Source organism: Rhizobium sp. A22-96 (assembly GCF_053521805.1).
On record NZ_JBNWDQ010000002.1, the window covers coordinates 1245273 to 1265170 of the forward strand.

Sequence of the window (19898 nt, forward strand, 5' to 3'; positions counted from 1 at the left end):
ATTCCTCTTCCATCGAGGCCGCCTTCAGCGGCCGGCATTCATCGATCGCTTATCTATTCGCCCGCATCCGGATGTCGCGGCTTATGCGCGGTTTCCCATGTGCCGCCGATATCGGCAAGCTGAACTTCGATGCATTCGACATCAAGCGCAATGGTGGCGTTGCCGGCAAGCGTCAGCTCGATCGTGCCGTCTGGCCCCTCGCCCTTCTGCTCGAAGCGGATGGCGAGCAAGGACAGCACCTCGTCGCGGTTGCGCCGGTTGATGCCGTTGGAGCGCACGGCCTGCACCCGCTTGAACACCAGCGCGGAACGATGGCGCTCATAGGACTTGCTGCGCTCTTCGGATTTTTCCCAGTCGAAACGGTTGGCGGCCAGCGAGAACTGCTCGAGCTTCGGCGCAAAGGACATGTCGCCGACCTTGAAGACGCTATCCTGCATATGCGCGGATATGACGCCCAGATCCTCGTTGTCGAGTGCCATTAGCTTGAGATCGCCCATTCGCCCTTTATCCCCGATCACACAATCGAAACGCCATGACAGACGTTTTCCTTCTGTGGACATAGGATGCGAGCGCAAAAGACGCAACCGAAGAAAGCGGGCTTGCCCGCTCTCTGCACGACAAGAGATAATTTAGTCGCTGATGCGCTCGACGATAGCGCCGCAGCGCGTCAGCTTGTCTTCCAGCCGCTCGAAGCCGCGATCGAGGTGATAGATGCGCGACACCAGCGTTTCGCCCTCGGCGGCAAGGCCGGCGATGACGAGCGAGACGGAGGCACGAAGGTCCGTCGCCATGACAGGCGCGCCCTTAAGCCGCTCGACGCCTTCGATGCGGGCCGTCTGGCCGGAGAGCGAGATCTTGGCGCCGAGACGAGCCAGCTCCTGCACATGCATGAAGCGGTTTTCGAAGATGGTCTCGGTGATATGCGAGGTGCCGGACGAGCGCGTCATCAGCGCCATGAACTGCGCCTGCAGGTCGGTCGGGAAGCCCGGGAACGGATCGGTGGTCACATCCACAGGCTGGATGCCGCCGCCATTGCGCTTGACGCGGATGCCATTGTTGGTCGGCATGATCTCGGCGCCGGCGCGGCGCAGGCTTTCCAGCGCCGTGTCGAGCAGCGCCATGTCGGTATTTTCGAGCGTGACATCGCCGCCGGCCATGGCAACGGCCATGGCATAGGTGCCGGTTTCGATACGGTCAGGCAACACGCGGTGGCGCGCGCCGGAAAGCGAGGTGACGCCCTCGATGGTGATCGTGCTGGTGCCGGCGCCGGAAATCTTGGCGCCCATGGCGATCAGGCAATTGGCAAGATCGACGATTTCAGGCTCGCGGGCCGCATTGCCGATCACGGTCGTGCCGCGGGCAAGCGTCGCCGCCATCATCATCACATGCGTGGCACCAACCGAAACCTTCGGGAAGTCGTAACGCGCGCCGATGAGGCCGCCCTTGGGCGCCGTGGCGTTGATATAGCCGGCATCAATCTCCATGGTGGCGCCGAGCGCCTGGAGACCTTCGATGAACAGATCGACCGGACGTGTGCCGATAGCGCAACCGCCCGGCAGCGACACGCGCGCCTGGCCTTCGCGAGCCAGCAGCGGCCCGATGACCCAGAAGCTGGCGCGCATCTTGGCCACCAGCTCATAAGGCGCCGTGGTATCGACGATGGTGCGGCAGGTGAAATGGATGGTGCGGGAATAACCGTCTTCCTGGCGCTCGCGACGGCCGTTGACGGCGACATCGACGCCATGATTGCCGAGAATGCGCATCAAGAGCTCGACATCGGCCAGATGCGGCACATTTTCGAGCGTCAGGGTATCGCTGGTCAAAAGCGAGGCGATCATCAGCGGCAGGGCGGCATTCTTGGCGCCGGAGATCGGAATGATACCGTTAAGCTCGTTGCCGCCGACAATCCTGATACGATCCATATATGCAATACGGGCGAGGCCCGCCTTTCCTAGAAGTTCCGTGCGCCACATCCGGGCGCCACAGTCAGAGTGCCTGAGAAAAGGCGCTCTTTAGACGAAATAGATTAAGGCTTCAATTCGTTTGATGATGAGCGACATCAATCACTGCGATTCGTCCAATTTTGCGGCAGCGCCCTGCCCATCCCCGGTTTTCGCCGCCGGCAGCCCATCCGTCTCGTCGGCCTGCCCCGCGCGCCGCGCCCGCACCTGCTGCTTGCGGCGCGACAGATTCTCGCGCAGCTTCTGCGCCGCGCGCTCACGCCGCCTGTCCGCCTCGGTCACCTGCTTGCCGCCCGCAGGCTCAGACGCCTCGCCGCCCAACTGGTTGGAGGTCAAATCGCCCCGCAAAGCCTGCCCCTCATCGATTTTCGTCTTATCCGCACCCATAACTTTCCATAGCCTAAAACCTTAGCTGTCAAAAGACCGACACATTTTTTCCCACGATCTTTCACAGAAGTTGAAAATTGCGGCTTGCGCTCAGCCTTCACCTATGGCAATAGCCCCCTCGCCCAATACGGCGCACATCACCGCGCCACGGATTGCTGCTATAGCTCAGGGGTAGAGCACTCCCTTGGTAAGGGAGAGGCCGAGAGTTCAAATCTCTCTAGCAGCACCAGTTTTTCCTCAATGATTTGATATATTTATCTATTATTCTCCACATGCCAAGAGCGCATAATTTGTCACAATTATGCGGAACATATCGTGAATTGCACGGGTAATCGATGCAAAATGTTCGATTGACGTTCTGTTGTTCCAACTGGCTGTAACCGCTAATCAACCGTTTAACGTCAGATGCAGCACGCGCTTAAAGCGAATTTAAGGCCGACTACACGCACATTGCTATGGAAGGACCGCGCCCAACATTCACCGGGCGTCTGTCTGATATGTTGACAACACCACCTGTTCCCGGCAACCTTTAAATGAATCATAAGGGAACGAAATGTCCGATAAAGTTGTAGCGGTCCACACAGCGTTTTTAAGCCTAGCTAAGCGAGCCGAGAAGGTATCAACCGAGATATTGAGTGATACTTTTGTCGACACGGAGCCGTTAACGGCGGTTCTACAAACTCACAATAATCAAATTCTCTACGGGCGACGGGGCACCGGGAAAACTCATGCACTGCTTTATTTAGCCGAACTTGTAAAAGCCAAGGACGACCACACCATGTACATTGACCTTCGATCAATAGGATCTGACGGTTCAATCTACAATGACCCAACTAGGAGCCAATCTGAGCGGAGCGTGCGGCTCGTTGTTGACGTACTAAGGGCGATTGGCGCTGAACTTTATGGCGCAGCCGTAGAAGCGATAAGCTCCTGTAAGAATCCAGAACAGCTTACGACGCGATTAGACGATTTTGACGCGGCAATCAGCGAAGTTAGGATTGTAGGAGAGATCACCCAAGAGGAGCGACGGAAGTCGACTTCATCTTCTTCCGTGAAAGGCGACATTGAAGGTGTCTCAAGTCACGAGGGCAAATCAGTCAAAGTGGCACTCGGTGGTGCGAGAGAGAGCGGCGCCGAAGCAGAACAGTCGCGTTCGACGTCTGGACGGGAGCAGTTCTCAATAAATTTTGGCAGATTACAAAGCGCCCTTCGCGGTCTGATAGAGGTGATCGGGATCTCTCGGCTGTGGATACTCATTGATGAATGGAGTGAAGTCCCGCTGGAATTGCAACCATACCTGGCCGATCTCTTTAGAAGAACATTACTTCCGGTTGATCACGTGGTAGTAAAAATTGCTGCGATTGAACACCGTTCAAATTTCTATCTGGCTAAAGGGCGAGGTGAATACATTGGCCTTGAATTGGGCGCAGACATTTCGACAGATCTCAACCTTGACGATTTCTTGGTATTCGACAACAACCAACAGAAGTCAGTGAATTTCTTCAAAAAATTGTTGTTTCGCCACATCCAGTCAGCGGCTGAAGCGGCTGGTGTCGCTTCGCCAGAGGAGATGGTTCAAGTCGCATTTACTCAATTGCCCGCCTTCGATGAACTGGTAAAGGCAGCCGAGGGCGTTCCACGTGATGCCATCAACCTAGCGTCGAAGTTAGCTATCAAAGCCTGGGGACGATCGGTTTCCATGAACGACGTGCGTGACGCGGCTCGTGACTGGTATCAACAGGATAAGGCCGCTTCCGTTCAATCAAATGGGAATCTTTATAACGCCTTAGAGCATATCATCAGTGAAGTGATAGGCTCACGGCGCGCAAGAGCTTTCCTTTTAAAATCAAACACCAGACATGAAGTTATTGACCGTCTATTTGACGCTCGGCTTTTACATGTTCTTAAAAAGAATATTTCGTCACGCGACGCCCCTGGAGAGAGATATGATGCCTTCAAGATCGACTACGGCTGCTATGTTGAACTCGTAAACACACAGAAGGCAACCCAAGGCTTGTTCGAGCTAGAGGGCGGCGGTTATACTGACGTGCCCGTCGACGATTATCGCTCAATAAGAAGAGCAATACTCAACGTTGATCGACTGCCTCAAGCGAGTTGACTAAACAGGTCTATAGGGCGGATGACATCGGACATGCGCTGCGTCGGCGCGTAGGTCGGCTTGTCGCAGACAACGCCGCGAACCTCAGTGCTGGAAAGATCGGCCGGCACCTTGATGAAGCCGCACATCGCGGTCCTGCTGCCGGTTGCGTAGATGGGCGTGCGTCGAAAGAATAGCGGACGCGGCTGCACATCGAACCGGTGATATCCTTGCCGATCTTAGTTCTTCCGCACCCCACTCCCCAATTCCGCTGCAATCCCCCGTTTAAAACCTCCCATCCATCACATCCTTCTTGCCCGGGAGAGCAGCCCTGATGTCGAAACTCCGTGTCGCCGTTTTGTTTGGTGGCCAGTCCAGCGAGCATGATGTTTCCATCATGTCGGCCCGCAATGTCATCCGGGCGATCGATGCCGGGACATATGAGGTCGTGCCGATCCTGATCGATCGTGTCGGGCGCTGGCTGCTTGTGGAGGCGGAGGGCGGCGTGTTGGCGGAGCCGGTTGCCTATGAAGGCACGGAGGTCTGCCTGCTGCCGGGGGCGAAGGGGCGGCTTCTGGCGCTGGAAGGTGCCGGCGCGCGGGAGATCGCGGCGGTCGATGTGCTGTTTCCGGTGCTGCATGGGCTTTATGGCGAGGATGGCTCCATTCAGGGCCTTGCCCAGATGGTCGGCATTCCCCTCGTCGGCTGCGGCATCTTGGGCTCGGCAAACGCGATCGACAAGGATATCGCCAAGCGGCTGTTGCGGGAGGCCGGCCTGCCGGTTGCACGCTCCGTCACGCTCACGCGCGGCGAAAAGCCGGATTTCAAGGCGATCGTCAGCGCGCTCGGCGCGCCCGTGTTCGTCAAGCCCACCCGCCAGGGGTCATCGGTGGGTGTCAGCAAGGCGCATCATGCCGGGGAATTCGAAAGCGCGCTGGCAGACGCCTTCAAGCATGACCGCAAGGTTCTGGTCGAGGAGTTCGTCCGCGCCCGCGAGATCGAGTGCGCCGTGCTGGAGCAGCCTGACGGCACACTGTTCGTCTCCGTGCCGGGCGAGATCGCCACGGCCGCGGCGCATGGCTTCTATTCCTACGATGCGAAATATATCGATCAGGACGGCGCTGTGGTCACCATTCCGGCGGATATCCCTACCGAGACGGCGGAGACGCTGCGGCGCATGGCGGCCGACGGCTTCCGGGCGCTGGGATGCGAGGGGCTGGCGCGCGTCGATTTCTTCGTGCGGCCAGATGAGAGCGTCGTCATCAACGAAATCAACACCATGCCGGGCTTCACCAATATCAGCATGTATCCCAAGGCCATGGGCGCTTCGGGCATTTCCTATCCGGAGCTAGTCGGCCGGCTGATCGAGCATGGGCTTGCCAGAGCAAAGCAGGCCTAGAGCAAGTTCAGGAAGAGCGCGGAGCGGTTTTCCGTCCGCAATTGCGTCAAGAGAGACAGCAAGGGCGGCAGAGGCTTCGCCGCCGCCCATCCCTGCCCGTCAGACCTTTTCCGTCTTCTTGACCTTGACCTTCGGCTCCACAGGCGCATCCGGTGTCGGGGCCAGCAGCTTTCTGAGCGAGGCGATCTTGTCCTTCACCAGCGGGCGGAAGCGGGTGGCACGATAGGGCATGTCGTCGGCACCATAGCCTTCGGGGCCGTCGTCATTGCCGCGATGGATCTCCTCGAGCTTCACGCCGATGAAGGTGCCGTCGACATAATGCGTATATTCGCCGACCCAGCGGATCGTGTAGATCGTGCCCTTGCGGATCAATTGGTCGATGCTGACATGCTTGAACTTGTCATCGATACAGACGACCTTCTGGCCCACATGGAAATCGTAACTCACTCTGCTCTCCTTGAAGCGACAGGCGCCACCTGGCCCCTATTGCCGAAAGGCAACCATAGCCGCATAGCGGCTTCGGAGTAAACGCGACGAATGGCGCAACTGTGACCTCGGGTGAGACGAAAGGCGGCAAAGCAAGCCGTTGACAACCACCAGTGAAGGCGGAAGACTGGCCCTCATCGAAGCGGCCGCGAGACCGCGCCCCCATGTTCAAATCCGATGTCAACAAGGCCCGCTGAAGGCTCCCTCCGATCATGCCCACCCTCCGCCTCCTTGCTGACGATCTAACCGGCGCGCTCGACACCGCGGTGGAGTTCGTCGGTCTGTGCGGGCCGATAGAGATCGCGCTTGGAAGCGAGCCGGATGCCGAGGGTAAGTCCAGCCTTGCCATAGACAGCGGCACGCGCGAGCGCTCAGCCGCCGATGCGGTAGGTATCATCGAACAGCTGGCGCCGCTTCTGGAGGATGCCGATATCGCCTTCAAGAAGGTCGACAGTCTGTTTCGCGGCCCCTGGGCCGCCGAACTCGCCGCCGTCTTCCGGCTGGGACACTGGCGGCATTGCATCCTCGCGCCGGCCTTTCCGCATCATGGCCGCGTGACCCGCAACGGCCGGCAAATGCTGCGCGCGGCGGATGGCACATGGCAGGATGTGACCGGCGATCTGGTGGAGGCTCTGGTTGCGGAGGGATTGCAGGCAACCGGGGTAGCCAAGCGGCATCGCGCACCAAGCCCCTTACGTCTCGACAATTCAGAGTACGAACACCGTCTCTTAGATGGTATTAGCGTTTTTGACGCTGATACCGATTCTGATCTCGATGAGATTATCGCCCTGGTCCAGAATGCTCGCGGGCCCATTCTATGGAGCGGCACCGGCGGTCTGGCTGGCGCCATGGCGCGCGGAAGCAAACTGGAGGCCGGTGCTTCCGTAAGTCTGTTTGATCCCGGCGCACGCGCTTTCGTGCTCGGACAAGCCAAACCAATGAGTTTTTTGACGAGATTATGGCCACCGACATCACTGGAGCCGCCGCCGGACCGACTGCGGCCCCTCACCATATCGCACAGGCTAAAACCTCCCGTTCTCGGCCTTTTCGGCTCCGATCAGCCCATCACGCGCGCGCAGCTGAAAGCCTGTAGCGGCCGCGGGCTCCATATCGGCGAAGAGACCGATCCCTCCGTCATTGAAAAGCAGCTGGAGCGGGATGGTGCCGCCCTCGTCAGCGTCAATCTGCCGCCGGGGCTCGATCGCGCCGAAGCGGCTGCACGGATCGAGACCTGCTTTGCCCGCATCGCAAAGGCACTGCCCGCCCCCGGCACGCTGATCGTCGCCGGCGGCGAGACGCTGCGCGGGCTCTGTCATTCGCTGGGCGCCGAGGCATTGACGGTAACCGGCCAGGTTTCACCGGGCCTGCCCCGCTCGGTCATGACAGGCGGCCATTGGGACAAGGTGGACGTGATCTCGAAATCCGGTGCCTTTGGCGGTCCGGATCTCTGGCGCGATCTGCTCAGGAAAAACGGATTGATCGACGAAGGAGACGGGATATGACGCGGCATCTGGCAATCACCATGGGTGACCCCGCCGGCATCGGCCCGGAAATCATCCTAAAGGCCGCGGCACGGCTGAAGGACAGGATCGATGAAGGTAAGTTGAAACTTACAATAATCGGCAGTGGCCCCTCCCTTCGCCTGGCGGAACAGCAGCTTGGTCTCGATACTAATATTCCCGAGACACAGATGGATAGTGATTGGCCGAACCTCTGCTTCATCCAGGCCGATGCCGAGGGCGAGCCGATCCTGCCCGGCCAGCTTTCCGCCGATGGCGGCCGCATGGCCTTCAAGGCGATCGAGAAGGGCGTTCAGCTTGCGATGACCGGGAAAATCGGCGGCATCGTCACCGCGCCGCTCAACAAGGAAGCGCTGAACAAGGCCGGCTTCCACTATGCCGGCCACACCGAGCTTCTGGCAGAACTTACCGGTGCACGCGGCTCGGTGATGATGCTAGCTCACGGCAATATGCGCGTCAGCCACGTCACCACCCATGTGGCGCTCGAGGATGTGCCGAAGCGCCTGACGCCTGAGCGGCTGCGCCTCGTCATCGATCTCACCAACAAGGCGCTCCAGCATCTCGGCATCGCCAGGCCGAAGATCGCGGTTGCCGCGCTCAACCCGCATGCCGGCGAAGGCGGCCTCTTCGGCCGGCAGGATATCGATATATCAGCGCCGACCATCGCCAAAGCCGTGTCCGATGGCCTCGATATCGTCGGCCCCGTTCCTGGCGACACCGTCTTCGTCAAGCTGCGTGCCGGCCAGTATGATGCCGTCATCGCCATGTATCACGACCAGGGGCATATCCCCGTCAAGCTCTTAGGCTTCGAGATCGACCCTGCCACAGGCAAGTGGATGGATCTGTCCGGCGTCAACATCACCCTCGGTCTGCCGATCGTGCGTACCTCCGTCGATCATGGAACAGCCTTCGATATCGCCGGCAAGGGCATTGCCAACGAGCGCAGCCTGATCGAGGCGATCGAATTCGCCGAAAGGCTGGCCGTCGGCAGATAAGGCCCTCAGGAAGCCTCAGGCGCTTCGCCAAGAAGGAGATCAATCCGCTCAGTGAGCAGCTCAAGGAAGGCTTTCGTTCGGGCAGCCGGCCGTGGTCCAGGCGGATAGATGGCATGGACGTCCACGCGCCTGAACGCATAAGAGGGCAGCACGGGAACCAGCCTCCCTTCGGCGATTTCCCGGCCGCAGACGACCGCGAACAATGCCCCGATCCCCCTTTCCGCCAGCACCGCTTCAATGAGCGGCCTCCAGTGGCTGACGCGCCATGTGGTGCGAATGGGCACCTCCACCGACCCGCCATCGGGACCGATCAGATGCAGCCGCTCATCCGCCGCGAAACCGGCGACCCTGATGAATGGATGTGCCGCAAGGTCCATCGGTTCACGCAGCGGTCCGTGTCGTTCGAGATAGCCGGGAGCGGCCAGCGCGAGCCGGCGCAACGTCCCGAGACGGCGGGCAATGAAATTGCCGCTGCCGATCTCGCCGATGCGGATGGAGAGATCAACGCCCTCGGTCATCGGATCGACGAAGCGATCGTTCAGGGTCACATCGATGGCCAGAGCCGGATGCCGTGTCTGGAATTCGATGAGCAGCTTCGGCAATGCCATCTCGCCGAGCCCATGCGGCGCCGCGATCCGAAACGTTCCGGTCAGTGATGCCTCGGCCGAGGCGACGGAAGCCTCCGCCTCCTCTGCAGCTTCGATGGCGCGCTTGGCGTATTCGTAGAAGCGCGCGCCGGCATCGGTCGCCTGCACCGAACGCGTTGTCCGGTAGAGGAGCCGCACCCCCAGATGCTTCTCCAGCTTCTCGACGCGTTCGCTGACTGTGGGTTGACCGAGGCCGAGATCGCGCGCAGCGGCCGAAAGGCTGCCGCGCTCGACGACACGGGTGAAGATGCGCATGGCGGAAAGCATGTCCATCTCCGCATTCTATCGTCTTTTACGATAAATAACATCGCCATTCGCTCTCTTCTAAAGCATATGCCGATCGACGAATTTGAAGCTGGTCAACAATCCAATCGGAGAACCAGCCTTGCAGACCAGCACTATTCAAACGAGCAATACACAGGCCCAGTCATTCCAGGGGCAGAACATCGTCATCATCGGCGGCTCGTCAGGCATCGGCCTGGCGACGGCAAAGCAGGCAAAGGATGCCGGCGCAAACCTCTTTCTGATATCCCGCAATCCCGAGCGTCTTCGGGAAGCCGCCGAAGCGATCGGTGGCGCGACAGAGATCGTCGCTGATATTGCCGCCCCACAGCCGACGATATTTGCAGGGATCGACAGGATCGATCATCTGCTGATCACGGCCGGGACGGTGCATTTGCAGCCGCTCAAGGATCAGTCGGCGGCGGATCTCTCGAAGGTCATCAGCGAACGACTGGTCGGACCTTTGCTCGCGATTAAGGCTGCTCTCCCACTCCTGCATCCGGCAAGCTCGATTACCATGACCTCAGGACAATTCGCCTCCCGCCCCGCCGCCGTCGGTGCGGTCGTGGCAGCCGCCGTCGCCGCGGTCGAAAGCACGGTTCGCGCCCTCGCCCTCGAATTGTCGCCGATGCGCATCAACGCGGTTTCGCCGGGATGGGTGGATACCCCGTTGCTCGACGGCATTATGGGCGAAGCCAAGCGGCAAGTGCTCGAGCAGACCGCCTCGACGCTCCCCAGCCGCAATATCGGCCGGCCAGAGGATATTGCGCAGGCCATCCTCTTCCTGATGGCCAACCGCTTCGTGACCGGAGAGATTCTGCACATCGATGGTGGCGGCCGCCTAGTATAGCCGTTGACGATCTGCATGGGTTCGAAAAAACTTCGCAAGCTTGTCGGGCTTGGCGCCACTCGTTCGTCCTAGGAACATTCAACGAGAGAGAGGAGTACCCAATGTCGAAGATTGCCCCGTGCCTGTGGTTTGCACGAGAAGCGGAGGAAGCAGCGAACTTCTATGTTTCGATCTTTCCGGATTCCCGGATCGATCATGTACAGAAGAACATTGTCGATACGCCGGCAGGCAAACCCGACGAGGTTCTGGTTGTCAACTTCACGCTTGCCGGTCAGCGCTTCATGGCGCTGAACGGCGGCAGCCGCGTCGAGTTCAATCATGCGATTTCACTGGAAATAGATTGCGCCGATCAGGCCGAGGTCGATCGCCTCTGGAATGGGCTTTGCGATGGCGGAGCACCTGTGGAATGCGGCTGGGTGACGGACCGCTACGGCGTCTCCTGGCAGGTCGTGCCAACGGTGCTTGGCAAATATCTGGCCGACCCCGATACGGCAAAGGCTGCCCGCGTCATGCAGGCCTTGATGGGGATGGTCAAGCTCGATATTGCTGGCCTGGAAGCCGCATATCGGGAGTGATGCGCGAGCAGTTTCGAACCTGGAAACGCGGTCGCCGTCGTGTGGATAAATCTACGCGATGGCAACCGAAAGGAACTCTTATAGTCAGGTCCGCTCCTGCCGCAGCCGGGCGATCGCCTGAAGCTGCAGCGCCTTCTCGCCAAGCTGCATCAACTCAATACGATTGCCTTCTGGATCGGCAATCCAGGCCTGGTAGTTGTGATCGACGCCGAGCTTCTTTTCGGAGGTAAGCGTGACGCCCTTTGCGGTGAGTTCGGCAATGGCGCCATCGATATCGTCCACCTCCAGGCAGAGATGGTTGAAGCCGACATTGGCGAATGGCGGCGCGCTGTCGCCCACCGCATCCGGAAACAGCTCGATATATTGCGTGTCGGTGATACGCAGATAGACGATCCAGAGCCGATCGTCGCGCTCCAGCCGGAACATCTCGTCAAAGCCGAGCTTGTTGACATAGAAGTCGAGCGAGCGCTCGATATCCTTGACGCTGACGGCGACGTGGCCGATCGATTTTACGTGCTTCACTATGTACCTCCTCCTTGGATCGTTTCCCGTAGCAAGAACCATCAACGGCTTCGGCAATCTCCTCCCAGCCAGCCGTGAAGCAAAACTGCCCCGAGGGCCGACCATTGGTGAGATCATTGGCACCGTCAAGCCATCGCACATTCCCGTTGCAAGATGTTCCGAGATGCTTGCCGCGATCAAACGGACGCCTCGCCACACCTAACGTCCTCCGTCTTTTAGGCGCATCAGGGACCGTTGGCTGGGACAGCTCGCATATCACTCAAGAACTGGAAATTACTTACATATTTTTAAATGATCATATCGCTGTGCCAACGCTTGCGGACGGCAAAGATCGGGCTATTTTATCGGCCTTTCACCGGGGAAAACGGCGAAGTTCATGGAACAATCCCAACGCACACGCATCAGCCTTTCCGCACACGACTACACGGCCATCTACGCGCTGAGCGACATCCATGGATGTTACCATCCCATGGTGAAAGCAGAAAAGCGCATCGTCGAAGATGCCAGCACCCTTCCCGGCCGAAAGCTGCTGATGTTCCTTGGTGATTACGTCGATCGTGGCCCGCACTCCAGCGATGTGCTGTCGCATCTTTGCGCACCGCCGCCGGAGGGCTTCGATCGCTACGTGCTCTGCGGCAATCATGACGATGTCTTCCTGCGCTTTCTCGATGACCCCGAGGCCAATCGCCACTGGCTGGATTTTGGCGCGCTGCCGACACTCGCATCCTATGGCATCGATGCGAAAGAGCTGCTGGCACAAGGCCGCAGCATCAGGGAGCTGCGCGATCTCACGTTGAAGGCGATGCCGGCGGCGCATGTCGATCTGCTGCGCTCGCTGGCCGGCGCCGTCACCGTCGGCCCGCTCCTCTTCGTTCACGCCGGCATCCGCCCGGGCATACCGCTCGCGGATCAGACAGATGAGGATCTGATGTGGATCCGCGAGCCATTCTTGTGGGATGGCCCGCAGTTGCCGTTTCTGGTGATCCACGGCCACACGCCGGACTCCCAGCCGGTTTTCGGCAAGGATCGTATCGGCATCGACACCGCCATTTCCATGGGCGGAACCCTGACGATCCTCAAGCTCGCCGACGGCAAGCCGACAATCCTGGAATCGTCCTCCTGAATTATTCTTCGAAGAGGCAAGCTATCTAGAGAGCTAAAGGCTGATCCAGGATCGCAACGAGACGGAAAGTCTCGCACCATAGCATCATCGCCGGTTCAAACCCGCCTGTCTCCTCGAAATAGGAGCGGTGCGCGCGGCGCCAATATTCGAGGCTGAGATCGCCTTCGCCTTCACTATGCGCAAAGGCTTCACCGACCTGATCAAAGGGCCGTTGCTCCAGGGATACGGTCTCTATGATCGCCCTCGGCACGCCTTTACCGTCGCACACGACGGATCGCTGACCGATCTCGGTCAATTGCCCATCTCTCACAGACCAACACGTTCCGGTCTTCTTACCCTTTAAAACCAGATCGAGCAGTTCATCGGCCAAAGCAGGGCTATTGCCAAACGAGAAGCGTTGCAGCGATTGCCAATCCAGCTTGGAACTATTGTCTGTATCTGCCGTCATCGGAACCGCCGCGTCTGCAACCGACCCGTCTTCGAGATCGGGCCGGGAATGAGCAACAGATACAGACAACAAAAAACAAAGCTACCCTGCACTGTAATGGGAGTCAGACTTAGACTGACGCCCCTTATTCCGCCGCCATCGACGGCGGGAGGTGGAGAGCGTTCTCGTCGTTGTCCTCGACCTGATCCTTCGCTGGTGGCTCCGCCGACTTGTTCTTCGGCTCGCGACCGAAGAACAAGGCATAGCCGGCAGGCAGGACGAAGATTGTCAGGATCGTCGCCACCAGGATGCCACCCATCATGGCGTAGGCGAGCGGGCCCCAGAAGACGCCGCGCGAGATCGGGATCAGCGCGAGCACCGCCGTCAGCGCCGTCAGCATGATCGGCCGGAAACGACGAACGGCCGAGCCGATGATCGCCTCCTTCCGGTCCATGCCCGCCGCGATATCCTGGTCGATCTGGTCGACGAGGATGATCGAATTGCGGATGATGATGCCGAGCAGCGCGATGACGCCGAGGATCGCCACGAAGCCGAAGGGCGCGCCGCTGATGAGCAGAGCCGCGGCAGCCCCGATGATGCCGAGCGGACCGGTCGCCAGCACCAGCATCGCCTTGCCGAAGTGCTGCAGCTGTATCATCAGCAACACGACGATGATGACGAGCATGATCGGCGCCTTGGCAGCAATCGAGGCCTGGCTCTCGGCGCTGTCTTCGGCACCGCCCTGGATCTCGATCTTGTAGCCGGCAGGCAAGCTGTTTCTGAGATCCGCCATGTCGTTATAAAGCTTGGCGGTCACGTCGTTCGACTGCACATCGTCAGGCAAGGTCGCCCGCACGGTGATGGTAGGCAGACGGTCGCGTCGCCATTCGATGCTCTGCTCCATGACAGGCACGATCTTGGCGACCTGCGACAGCGGCACGAACCCACCGCTATCCGTCGGGATATAGATGGAATTGACCGAGGTCAGCAGATGGCGGCTTGCGTCCGGCTCGCGGGCAACGATCCCGACGGTCTCTTCGCCTTCGCGATAATTGTCGAGCGTGAAGCCGGACATCGAGGCCTGCAGCATCTGGCGAATGCGTTGCGAGGTAACGCCGAGCACACGGGCGCGGTCCTGGTCGATCACCAGCTTCATCGCCGGCACCGGCTCAAGCCAATCGTCGTGGATGGCGCCGAGCAGCGGATTCTGGGCGAAGCGCTGCTTCACCTGGTCGGCAATCTGACGAACCTCCTGCCGGTCCGGACCCATGACGCGCAGCTGCACGGGCCAGCCAGTCGGCGGACCGAGGAACAGGCGGTCGACCTTGCCACGGACGGACGGGAAGTCTGCGGCCAGAATGCCACGCAGCTTGGTGATCAGACGCTCACGAGCCGGCTCATCCTTGGCCATGACCAGCATCTGGGCATAGTTCGGATTGGTGAGCTGCTGGTCGAGCGGCAGGAAGAAGCGCGGCGCGCCCTGCCCGACATAAGTGGCGATGAAGCGCTTGTCCGGATCGTCGGCCATGCGCGATTCCAGCGCCTGGGCCTGCCGTTCGACTTCCTTGATGCTGGTGCCCTCAGGCAGCCACAGGTCGACGAGAATTTCAGGACGCGACGACTGCGGGAAGAAGTTCTGCGGAATGAACTGGAACGACCAGAGGCTGCCGACGAAGGCGGCGATCGTCAGAAGCAGAACGATGACGCGGTGGCGCACGGCCCAGGCAACCGAGGAGTGCAGGCGGCGATAGAAGCGCGTATCGAACACATCATGATGCTCGCCGGCATGGTGCCGCTGCTTGAGGATCATGTAGCCGAGCCATGGCGTGAAATAGACGGCCACGAACCAGGACACCACGAGCGCGATGCCGACGACATAAAAGAGCGAACGGACATATTCGCCCGCCGTCGATGCCGCGAAGCCGACGGGAATGAAGCCTGCCGTGGTGATCAGCGTGCCGGTCAGCATCGGGAAGGCAGTCGAGGAATAGGCGAAGCTGGCGGCATCGAGCTTCACCAGCCCCTCCTCCAACTTGCGCTCCATGAGCTCGACCACGATCATGGCGTCGTCGACCAGCAGGCCGAGTGCGATGATGAGCGCTCCGAGCGAGATGCGCTGCAGGTCGATGCCGAACTCGTACATGATAGCGAAGGTTGCGGCCAGCACCAGCGGAATGGCGATGGCGATCACGAGGCCGGAGCGCCAGCCAATCGACAGGAAGGAGACGATCAGCACGATGACGAGAGCTTCGCCGAGCGCATGCATGAATTCGCTGATCGCGTCGGTGACGACATCGGGCTGATTGGCGATCTGGTCGACCTGAACGCCGACCGGCAGCGATGCTTCGAAACGCTTGTAGGTTTCCTCCACCGACTTGCCGACGTCGGTCACCTTGTAACCGTTGGCCATGACGACGCCGAGCTGCACGCTGGCGTGACCATTGTAGAGGAATTTGGCGGTATAGGGGTCCTGTAGCCCAGCCGTGACGGTGGCGATATCGCCGAGGCGTGTCACCTGGCCGCCTGCGGTCAGCCGCAGGTTCTTGATGTCTTCGATCCTGTTGACATCGCCCTCGACGGAGATGCGCACCGAGCGTGTGCTGGTATCGACGTTGCCAGCCGGATCGACATTGTTCTGGCCGACGACGGCATTCTTCAGGTCGTTGAGCGTCAAGCCGCGCTCAGCCAGTACCTTGGAGGAGACATCGATATAGATCTGCTCGGCCTGGTCGCCGATGATGGTGGCCTTCTCGACACCGGGTGTCGAGAGCAGCATATCACGCGCCTGGATGGCGAATTTCTTCAGCTCCGGATAGGAATAGCCGTCGCCGCTGATCGAATGCAGCGTGATGAAGGTGTCGCCGAACTCATCGTTAAAATAAGGGCCGAGCAAGCCGGAGGGCAGTTCGTTGCCGATATCGCCGACCTTCTTGCGGATCTGGTAGAAGGCGTCCTTCACTTCGGCCGTATTGGTGTCGCCCTTGATCTGGACCGTCGTGATGGCAAAGCCGGCGCGGGTATAGGATTTGACCCAGTCGAGATGCGGCGTTTCCTGCAGCTTGCGCTCGATCTTGTTGACCACCTGGTCTTCCATGTCCTGCAGGGAAGCGCCGGGCCATACGGTCTGAACGACCATGACACGGAAGGTGAAATCCGGATCTTCCTTCTGACCCATGTGGGTCAGGCCGAGCGCGCCTGCGATGATGATGAGACCGAACAGGAACCGCGCAATGCTCGGATGGCCGATCGCCCAGCGCGACAGGTTGAACCGCTGCTTCCCACCGGAAGTGTTGTTGATGGACATGGTTTCGCCCTCTCGATCCGGATCAGCGTACGACGTCCGCCGAAGCGGAATTGGTGTCTGCGGAGGCCTGCTGAGCTGGAGCAGCCGGAAGCTTGACCTTCATGTTCTCAGTCATGAATTGCGTGCCCGCCGCGACGACGACGTCGCCGGTCTTGAGGCCATCGGCAATGCGCACGCCGTCATCGGCGAAATCGGCAACCTTGATGGCACGGGAATGCACGGTGCCGGCATTGCGGTCGACAAGCCAGACGATCTGTTGCCCATCCTTCTGGGCAAGGGCGCTTAGCGGAATGGAAACATAGGGTTGGGTATTGTCGGCAAGAGCTTCGATGGTCGCCGTCATGCCCAGCAGCACGCGCTGATCGGCCGGCAGGCTCACACGCACCGCGAAGGTGCGCGACTGATCGGCGCTGCCGGACACTTCCCGCACCTTGCCGTCAAGCACCAGCGCGTCGTCGGACCAGAAGCGCGCCTTGACGGCCTTGCCGACCTTGAACTGCGCGATATCCATTTCCGGCACAGCGATCAGCACTTCCTTTTCGCCATCGACGGCAACGGTGATGACAGGTGTGCCGGAACTGACCACCTGGCCGACATCGGCATTGATTGTCGTCACGATCCCGTTCATGTCCGACGTCAGATCGCTGTAGGCGACCTGGTTCTTCGCCTCGGCGAGCGCCGACACTGCGGAATCCCGTGTCGAGGACGCTTGATCATAGGAAAGCTCTGCCTGTTCGAGCTGCGATTTGGAGCCGACGTTCTTGTCGAAGAGCTTCTGGGCACGGTCGCGGGCAAGCTCAGTCGTCTGCACCTGCTTTTCAGCCGAATCCAGATCCGCCTGCGAGCGGCGCACCGCCAGAACGTAGTCGGTGGAGTCGATACGGGCGAGCACATCGCCGGGCTTGACCTTCTGGCCGATATCCACCTTGCGCTCGACGATCTTGCCGCTGACGCGGAAACCGAGGTTCATGTCCGTCCGCGCCTTGACGGAGCCGGAATAGTCGAGCTTGCGCGTCGTGTCAGCCTGGGCGATCTCGACCACTTTCACCGGCCGGACCACCTCCGCCGCCTCTTCCTTCTTCTCATTGCAGCCCGCAAGCCCGAGCCCCAAGGCGGCAAAGAGAGCCGCGCCGGCAACGGTCCGTAGGGTGTTGGTCGTCAGCGAAACCATGTCGCTCTCCTAAAGTCGAACAAAAGAGTGGGGGCACGCCGGCCATCCGGCGCACGAACTGCTATTTCTTCAAGGCCCTGATGACGAACTCGACGAGATCCTCGGGCTTGGCTTGGTATGGCTTGGCAAGGCATTGCGCCACCATCTGCGGATGACAGAGATCGACGGTCGCGGCAGCGAAACACCTCGCCGCAACAACCGGATCCTGCTCGACGAACTCGCCGGCAGCGATCCCTTCGGCGATGATCTCGGCAATAAGATCCTGAATACGCTCAATATGTTTTTCGATGACATGCCAGTCCCGCTCGATGGCAATGACCACCATCTCATGGACCTTCTGCTCGTCGAGCATGGTCTCCAGCGTCATCTTGTATTGAGCAAGCACGTAGGTTCGCAGCCGCTCGGATGCGCTGATCGGCTGATTGCGGATATTGAGGGCCATCTCGTAGCTCTGCCCCAGCATGCGCCCGCACAGAGCCTGGTGAATTTCGATTTTGGAGCCGAAAAACCGGTAGATGTTCGCCGTCGACATGCCGAGATCGCGAGCGATATCGGCAACGGTCGTCTTGCTGTAGCCGTAGTAGCGAAAGAGCCTTTCGGCCGCTTCGAGAATGCGCGCGATGTTTTCCTCTCGCGCTGGATCGGCGCTGATATCGGGAAGATCGAGCATGATTAGAACCTGATGATTTACGAGTGACGATTTTCAATTTTCGTCACTCGTAAATCATCATGACGTCCATGTCAAGAAACCACCCGCAACTGCAGGCGGTTTTTAGACGCTAATCAATAAACCAAGGATGCGCCGAACAACCTGAAACAAGGGTTAAATCATCGACAACACGCCCGACCGAACGACCGGATGTGTCCGACATTTTGTCGCAGGAGCCTTTAGCCCGAGATCAGACGCCCAGAAGCGTGGGGCGGAAGCGGCGGATACTGAAATAGCCGACAAGCACACAGGCCACCAGCAGCGCCACCTGGGCGGCCAGTATCGGCGGCTCGTTGCCATTCGGTGCCAGTGCATTGAGCACGGGTATCTTCTGGAACGACTGGATGATCAGCACGAGACAGTTGAAAAACAGGAGCACCATGGCGCCGATGATGAAGACGGGACGCCAGATGCCGGCAAGATGAAAGCGGTAGCGCGCCAGTGCGGTCGGTATGAAGATGAGAACGCAGAGACTGCCAACGATGATCGCCGGCGTAACGACATGAAACGGAAAGAGAAAACCCGTCAGGCTGGTGAGAATGGTCGTAACCATATAGACCAGCGTCGACCGTCCATGAGGATCGGCGGTGAGAAAACCCGCAGCAACGATAATGCCGCTGATGATGGCGATCAGGCTTATGACGACGTGAATCAACAGAATTCCAGACATTTTTGCCCCTCTCATCGGGCATTTCATCCTGATGAAAATGACAGCCCAATGCCCGGAATAGCTAATATACATGAAGCGCGCCGCGCGATCCAGCGCGGCGCGACACCCGTGAAAGTCCGTTTTACGCGGCGTGAACTTCCAGCGAAATCGGAACGGAAGCCAGCGCCTTCGAAACCGGGCAACCGGTCTTTGCCTTGTTGGCAAGCTCGGTGAAAGTGGCCTCGTCGGCGCCTGGAACCTTGCCGGTCAGCGTCAGATGGATTGCGGTGATGGCAAAGCCGCCTTCGACGCTTTCAAGCGTGACCTTGGCCGTCGTTTCCATGCTCTCGGCGGTGAAACCGGCCTCATTGAGGATGAGCGACAGGGCCATGGTGAAGCAGCCGGCATGCGCAGCACCGATCAGCTCTTCCGGATTTGTGCCGGCGACGCCTTCGAAACGGCTGGCGAAACCATAGGGGTAATGATTGAGCGCGCCGCTTTGCGTTGAGATCTGGCCCTTGCCGTCCTTCAAGCCACCAGCCCATTGAGCCGAACCTGTACGATTGATCTGCATATCGTCCTCCTTGTCGTTGAAATGAGCTTCGGAAGCGTAATCCTCGCCTCCCGCGATGATCCGGCGGCAAAAGCATTCATGCCAGCCGCACGGGCACCATAGTCCTTCTATCCCTCGAAGACGACGCCGCCGTAACAGGACGGGCATCGTCTTCGACAAAGCGCGGCGAGGCGGATTGTTCCCGCTGACAACACGTAGGCTTTTAAATCATCATACAAT

Annotated in this window: 20 protein-coding genes and 1 tRNA gene; 8 read left to right on the forward strand and 13 right to left on the reverse strand. The window is 59.5% G+C overall.

What is annotated here, in order from left to right:
• Positions 1–53: 53 nt before the first annotated feature.
• The 3 genes from ACQZ6F_RS12490 to ACQZ6F_RS12500 form a co-directional block, all read right to left on the reverse strand.
• Positions 54–497 (reverse strand): DUF2948 family protein, encoded by a 444-nt coding sequence (locus ACQZ6F_RS12490; RefSeq protein WP_449091629.1) that lies wholly within the window; start codon positions 495–497, stop codon positions 54–56.
• Between the two features lie 132 nt (positions 498–629).
• Positions 630–1922, reverse strand: a complete 1293-nt coding sequence (gene murA, locus ACQZ6F_RS12495; protein ID WP_449091628.1) for a UDP-N-acetylglucosamine 1-carboxyvinyltransferase — start codon at positions 1920–1922, stop codon at positions 630–632.
• A gap of 141 nt (positions 1923–2063) precedes the next feature.
• Entirely contained in the window at positions 2064–2348 is a 285-nt protein-coding gene (locus tag ACQZ6F_RS12500; RefSeq protein WP_449091627.1) for a hypothetical protein, read from the reverse strand.
• A gap of 154 nt (positions 2349–2502) precedes the next feature.
• On the opposite strand from ACQZ6F_RS12500, the gene ACQZ6F_RS12505 reads away from it, so the two are divergent.
• Together ACQZ6F_RS12505 and ACQZ6F_RS12510 are read left to right on the forward strand one after the other, a co-directional pair.
• A tRNA-Thr gene (locus ACQZ6F_RS12505) sits at positions 2503–2577 on the forward strand.
• A gap of 324 nt (positions 2578–2901) precedes the next feature.
• Complete coding sequence (locus ACQZ6F_RS12510; RefSeq protein ID WP_449091626.1) at positions 2902–4467, forward strand: ORC-CDC6 family AAA ATPase; 1566 nt, start codon at positions 2902–2904, stop codon at positions 4465–4467.
• Here the strand turns inward: ACQZ6F_RS12510 and ACQZ6F_RS12515 are convergent.
• On the reverse strand, positions 4455–4595 hold the full coding sequence (locus tag ACQZ6F_RS12515; protein ID WP_449091625.1) for a hypothetical protein: 141 nt from the start codon (positions 4593–4595) through the stop codon (positions 4455–4457). The two genes, ACQZ6F_RS12510 and ACQZ6F_RS12515, sit on opposite strands and share 13 nt — an antisense overlap.
• A gap of 185 nt (positions 4596–4780) precedes the next feature.
• Here ACQZ6F_RS12515 and ACQZ6F_RS12520 point away from each other — a divergent pair, with 185 nt between their 5' ends.
• Positions 4781–5845, forward strand: a complete 1065-nt coding sequence (locus ACQZ6F_RS12520; RefSeq protein WP_449091624.1) for a D-alanine--D-alanine ligase family protein — start codon at positions 4781–4783, stop codon at positions 5843–5845.
• 99 nt (positions 5846–5944) lie between these two features.
• On the opposite strand, the gene ACQZ6F_RS12525 is transcribed toward ACQZ6F_RS12520, so the two are convergent.
• The gene (locus tag ACQZ6F_RS12525) at positions 5945–6292 is read right to left on the reverse strand and encodes a CAP-Gly domain-containing protein (RefSeq protein WP_034483120.1); all 348 of its coding nucleotides are present in this window, start codon (positions 6290–6292) and stop codon (positions 5945–5947) included.
• Positions 6293–6543: 251 nt separating this feature from the next.
• Here ACQZ6F_RS12525 and ACQZ6F_RS12530 point away from each other — a divergent pair, with 251 nt between their 5' ends.
• Together ACQZ6F_RS12530 and pdxA are read left to right on the forward strand one after the other, a co-directional pair.
• A complete protein-coding gene (locus ACQZ6F_RS12530; RefSeq protein WP_449091623.1) occupies positions 6544–7833 on the forward strand; it encodes a four-carbon acid sugar kinase family protein in 1290 nt (429 codons plus the stop codon).
• Complete coding sequence (gene pdxA / locus ACQZ6F_RS12535; RefSeq protein WP_449091622.1) at positions 7830–8846, forward strand: 4-hydroxythreonine-4-phosphate dehydrogenase PdxA; 1017 nt, start codon at positions 7830–7832, stop codon at positions 8844–8846. The genes ACQZ6F_RS12530 and pdxA overlap by 4 nt, the downstream gene beginning before the upstream one ends.
• Positions 8847–8851: 5 nt before the next feature.
• On the opposite strand, the gene ACQZ6F_RS12540 is transcribed toward pdxA, so the two are convergent.
• Positions 8852–9760 (reverse strand): LysR substrate-binding domain-containing protein, encoded by a 909-nt coding sequence (locus tag ACQZ6F_RS12540; protein WP_449091621.1) that lies wholly within the window; start codon positions 9758–9760, stop codon positions 8852–8854.
• 118 nt (positions 9761–9878) lie between these two features.
• Between ACQZ6F_RS12540 and ACQZ6F_RS12545 the strand changes: the two genes are divergently transcribed.
• Positions 9879–10625, forward strand: coding sequence for an SDR family oxidoreductase (locus ACQZ6F_RS12545; RefSeq protein WP_449091620.1), 747 nt, complete (start codon positions 9879–9881; stop codon positions 10623–10625).
• 101 nt (positions 10626–10726) lie between these two features.
• Positions 10727–11200 carry a VOC family protein gene (locus ACQZ6F_RS12550; RefSeq protein ID WP_077472492.1) on the forward strand — a complete coding sequence of 158 codons (474 nt, stop codon included), beginning with the start codon at positions 10727–10729 and terminating at the stop codon, positions 11198–11200.
• Positions 11201–11284: 84 nt separating this feature from the next.
• On the opposite strand, the gene ACQZ6F_RS12555 is transcribed toward ACQZ6F_RS12550, so the two are convergent.
• Positions 11285–11722: a VOC family protein gene (locus ACQZ6F_RS12555; protein ID WP_077472491.1), complete on the reverse strand. Its 438-nt coding sequence runs from the start codon at positions 11720–11722 to the stop codon at positions 11285–11287.
• Positions 11723–12098: 376 nt separating this feature from the next.
• Between ACQZ6F_RS12555 and ACQZ6F_RS12560 the strand changes: the two genes are divergently transcribed.
• On the forward strand, positions 12099–12845 hold the full coding sequence (locus tag ACQZ6F_RS12560) for a metallophosphoesterase family protein (protein WP_449091619.1): 747 nt from the start codon (positions 12099–12101) through the stop codon (positions 12843–12845).
• A gap of 25 nt (positions 12846–12870) precedes the next feature.
• On the opposite strand, the gene ACQZ6F_RS12565 is transcribed toward ACQZ6F_RS12560, so the two are convergent.
• The 6 genes from ACQZ6F_RS12565 to ACQZ6F_RS12590 form a co-directional block, all read right to left on the reverse strand.
• The gene (locus ACQZ6F_RS12565; RefSeq protein WP_068394744.1) at positions 12871–13293 is read right to left on the reverse strand and encodes an ASCH domain-containing protein; all 423 of its coding nucleotides are present in this window, start codon (positions 13291–13293) and stop codon (positions 12871–12873) included.
• 124 nt (positions 13294–13417) lie between these two features.
• A complete protein-coding gene (locus ACQZ6F_RS12570; RefSeq protein WP_449091618.1) occupies positions 13418–16576 on the reverse strand; it encodes an efflux RND transporter permease subunit in 3159 nt (1052 codons plus the stop codon).
• A 22-nt stretch (positions 16577–16598) separates the two neighbouring features.
• Positions 16599–17747 carry an efflux RND transporter periplasmic adaptor subunit gene (locus ACQZ6F_RS12575; protein WP_449091617.1) on the reverse strand — a complete coding sequence of 383 codons (1149 nt, stop codon included), beginning with the start codon at positions 17745–17747 and terminating at the stop codon, positions 16599–16601.
• 61 nt (positions 17748–17808) lie between these two features.
• Positions 17809–18417, reverse strand: a complete 609-nt coding sequence (locus tag ACQZ6F_RS12580; RefSeq protein ID WP_068394741.1) for a TetR family transcriptional regulator — start codon at positions 18415–18417, stop codon at positions 17809–17811.
• A 229-nt stretch (positions 18418–18646) separates the two neighbouring features.
• Positions 18647–19126, reverse strand: a complete 480-nt coding sequence (locus ACQZ6F_RS12585) for a hypothetical protein (protein WP_068394740.1) — start codon at positions 19124–19126, stop codon at positions 18647–18649.
• Between the two features lie 121 nt (positions 19127–19247).
• Positions 19248–19679 carry an OsmC family protein gene (locus ACQZ6F_RS12590; protein ID WP_449091616.1) on the reverse strand — a complete coding sequence of 144 codons (432 nt, stop codon included), beginning with the start codon at positions 19677–19679 and terminating at the stop codon, positions 19248–19250.
• Positions 19680–19898: the final 219 nt, after the last annotated feature.

Coding starts and splice junctions, on each gene's coding strand:
- ACQZ6F_RS12580 (WP_068394741.1), bottom strand. CDS start 18,417: ATGCTCGATCTTCCCGATATCAGCGCCGATCCAGCGCGAGAGGAAAAC.
- ACQZ6F_RS12570 (WP_449091618.1), bottom strand. CDS start 16,576: ATGTCCATCAACAACACTTCCGGTGGGAAGCAGCGGTTCAACCTGTCG.
- pdxA (WP_449091622.1), top strand. CDS start 7,830: ATGACGCGGCATCTGGCAATCACCATGGGTGACCCCGCCGGCATCGGC.
- ACQZ6F_RS12565 (WP_068394744.1), bottom strand. CDS start 13,293: ATGACGGCAGATACAGACAATAGTTCCAAGCTGGATTGGCAATCGCTG.
- ACQZ6F_RS12520 (WP_449091624.1), top strand. CDS start 4,781: ATGTCGAAACTCCGTGTCGCCGTTTTGTTTGGTGGCCAGTCCAGCGAG.
- ACQZ6F_RS12585 (WP_068394740.1), bottom strand. CDS start 19,126: ATGTCTGGAATTCTGTTGATTCACGTCGTCATAAGCCTGATCGCCATC.
- ACQZ6F_RS12550 (WP_077472492.1), top strand. CDS start 10,727: ATGTCGAAGATTGCCCCGTGCCTGTGGTTTGCACGAGAAGCGGAGGAA.
- ACQZ6F_RS12530 (WP_449091623.1), top strand. CDS start 6,544: ATGCCCACCCTCCGCCTCCTTGCTGACGATCTAACCGGCGCGCTCGAC.
- ACQZ6F_RS12490 (WP_449091629.1), bottom strand. CDS start 497: ATGGGCGATCTCAAGCTAATGGCACTCGACAACGAGGATCTGGGCGTC.
- ACQZ6F_RS12500 (WP_449091627.1), bottom strand. CDS start 2,348: ATGGGTGCGGATAAGACGAAAATCGATGAGGGGCAGGCTTTGCGGGGC.
- ACQZ6F_RS12540 (WP_449091621.1), bottom strand. CDS start 9,760: ATGCTTTCCGCCATGCGCATCTTCACCCGTGTCGTCGAGCGCGGCAGC.
- ACQZ6F_RS12590 (WP_449091616.1), bottom strand. CDS start 19,679: ATGCAGATCAATCGTACAGGTTCGGCTCAATGGGCTGGTGGCTTGAAG.
- ACQZ6F_RS12575 (WP_449091617.1), bottom strand. CDS start 17,747: ATGGTTTCGCTGACGACCAACACCCTACGGACCGTTGCCGGCGCGGCT.
- ACQZ6F_RS12560 (WP_449091619.1), top strand. CDS start 12,099: ATGGAACAATCCCAACGCACACGCATCAGCCTTTCCGCACACGACTAC.
- murA (WP_449091628.1), bottom strand. CDS start 1,922: ATGGATCGTATCAGGATTGTCGGCGGCAACGAGCTTAACGGTATCATT.
- ACQZ6F_RS12510 (WP_449091626.1), top strand. CDS start 2,902: ATGTCCGATAAAGTTGTAGCGGTCCACACAGCGTTTTTAAGCCTAGCT.
- ACQZ6F_RS12515 (WP_449091625.1), bottom strand. CDS start 4,595: ATGTGCGGCTTCATCAAGGTGCCGGCCGATCTTTCCAGCACTGAGGTT.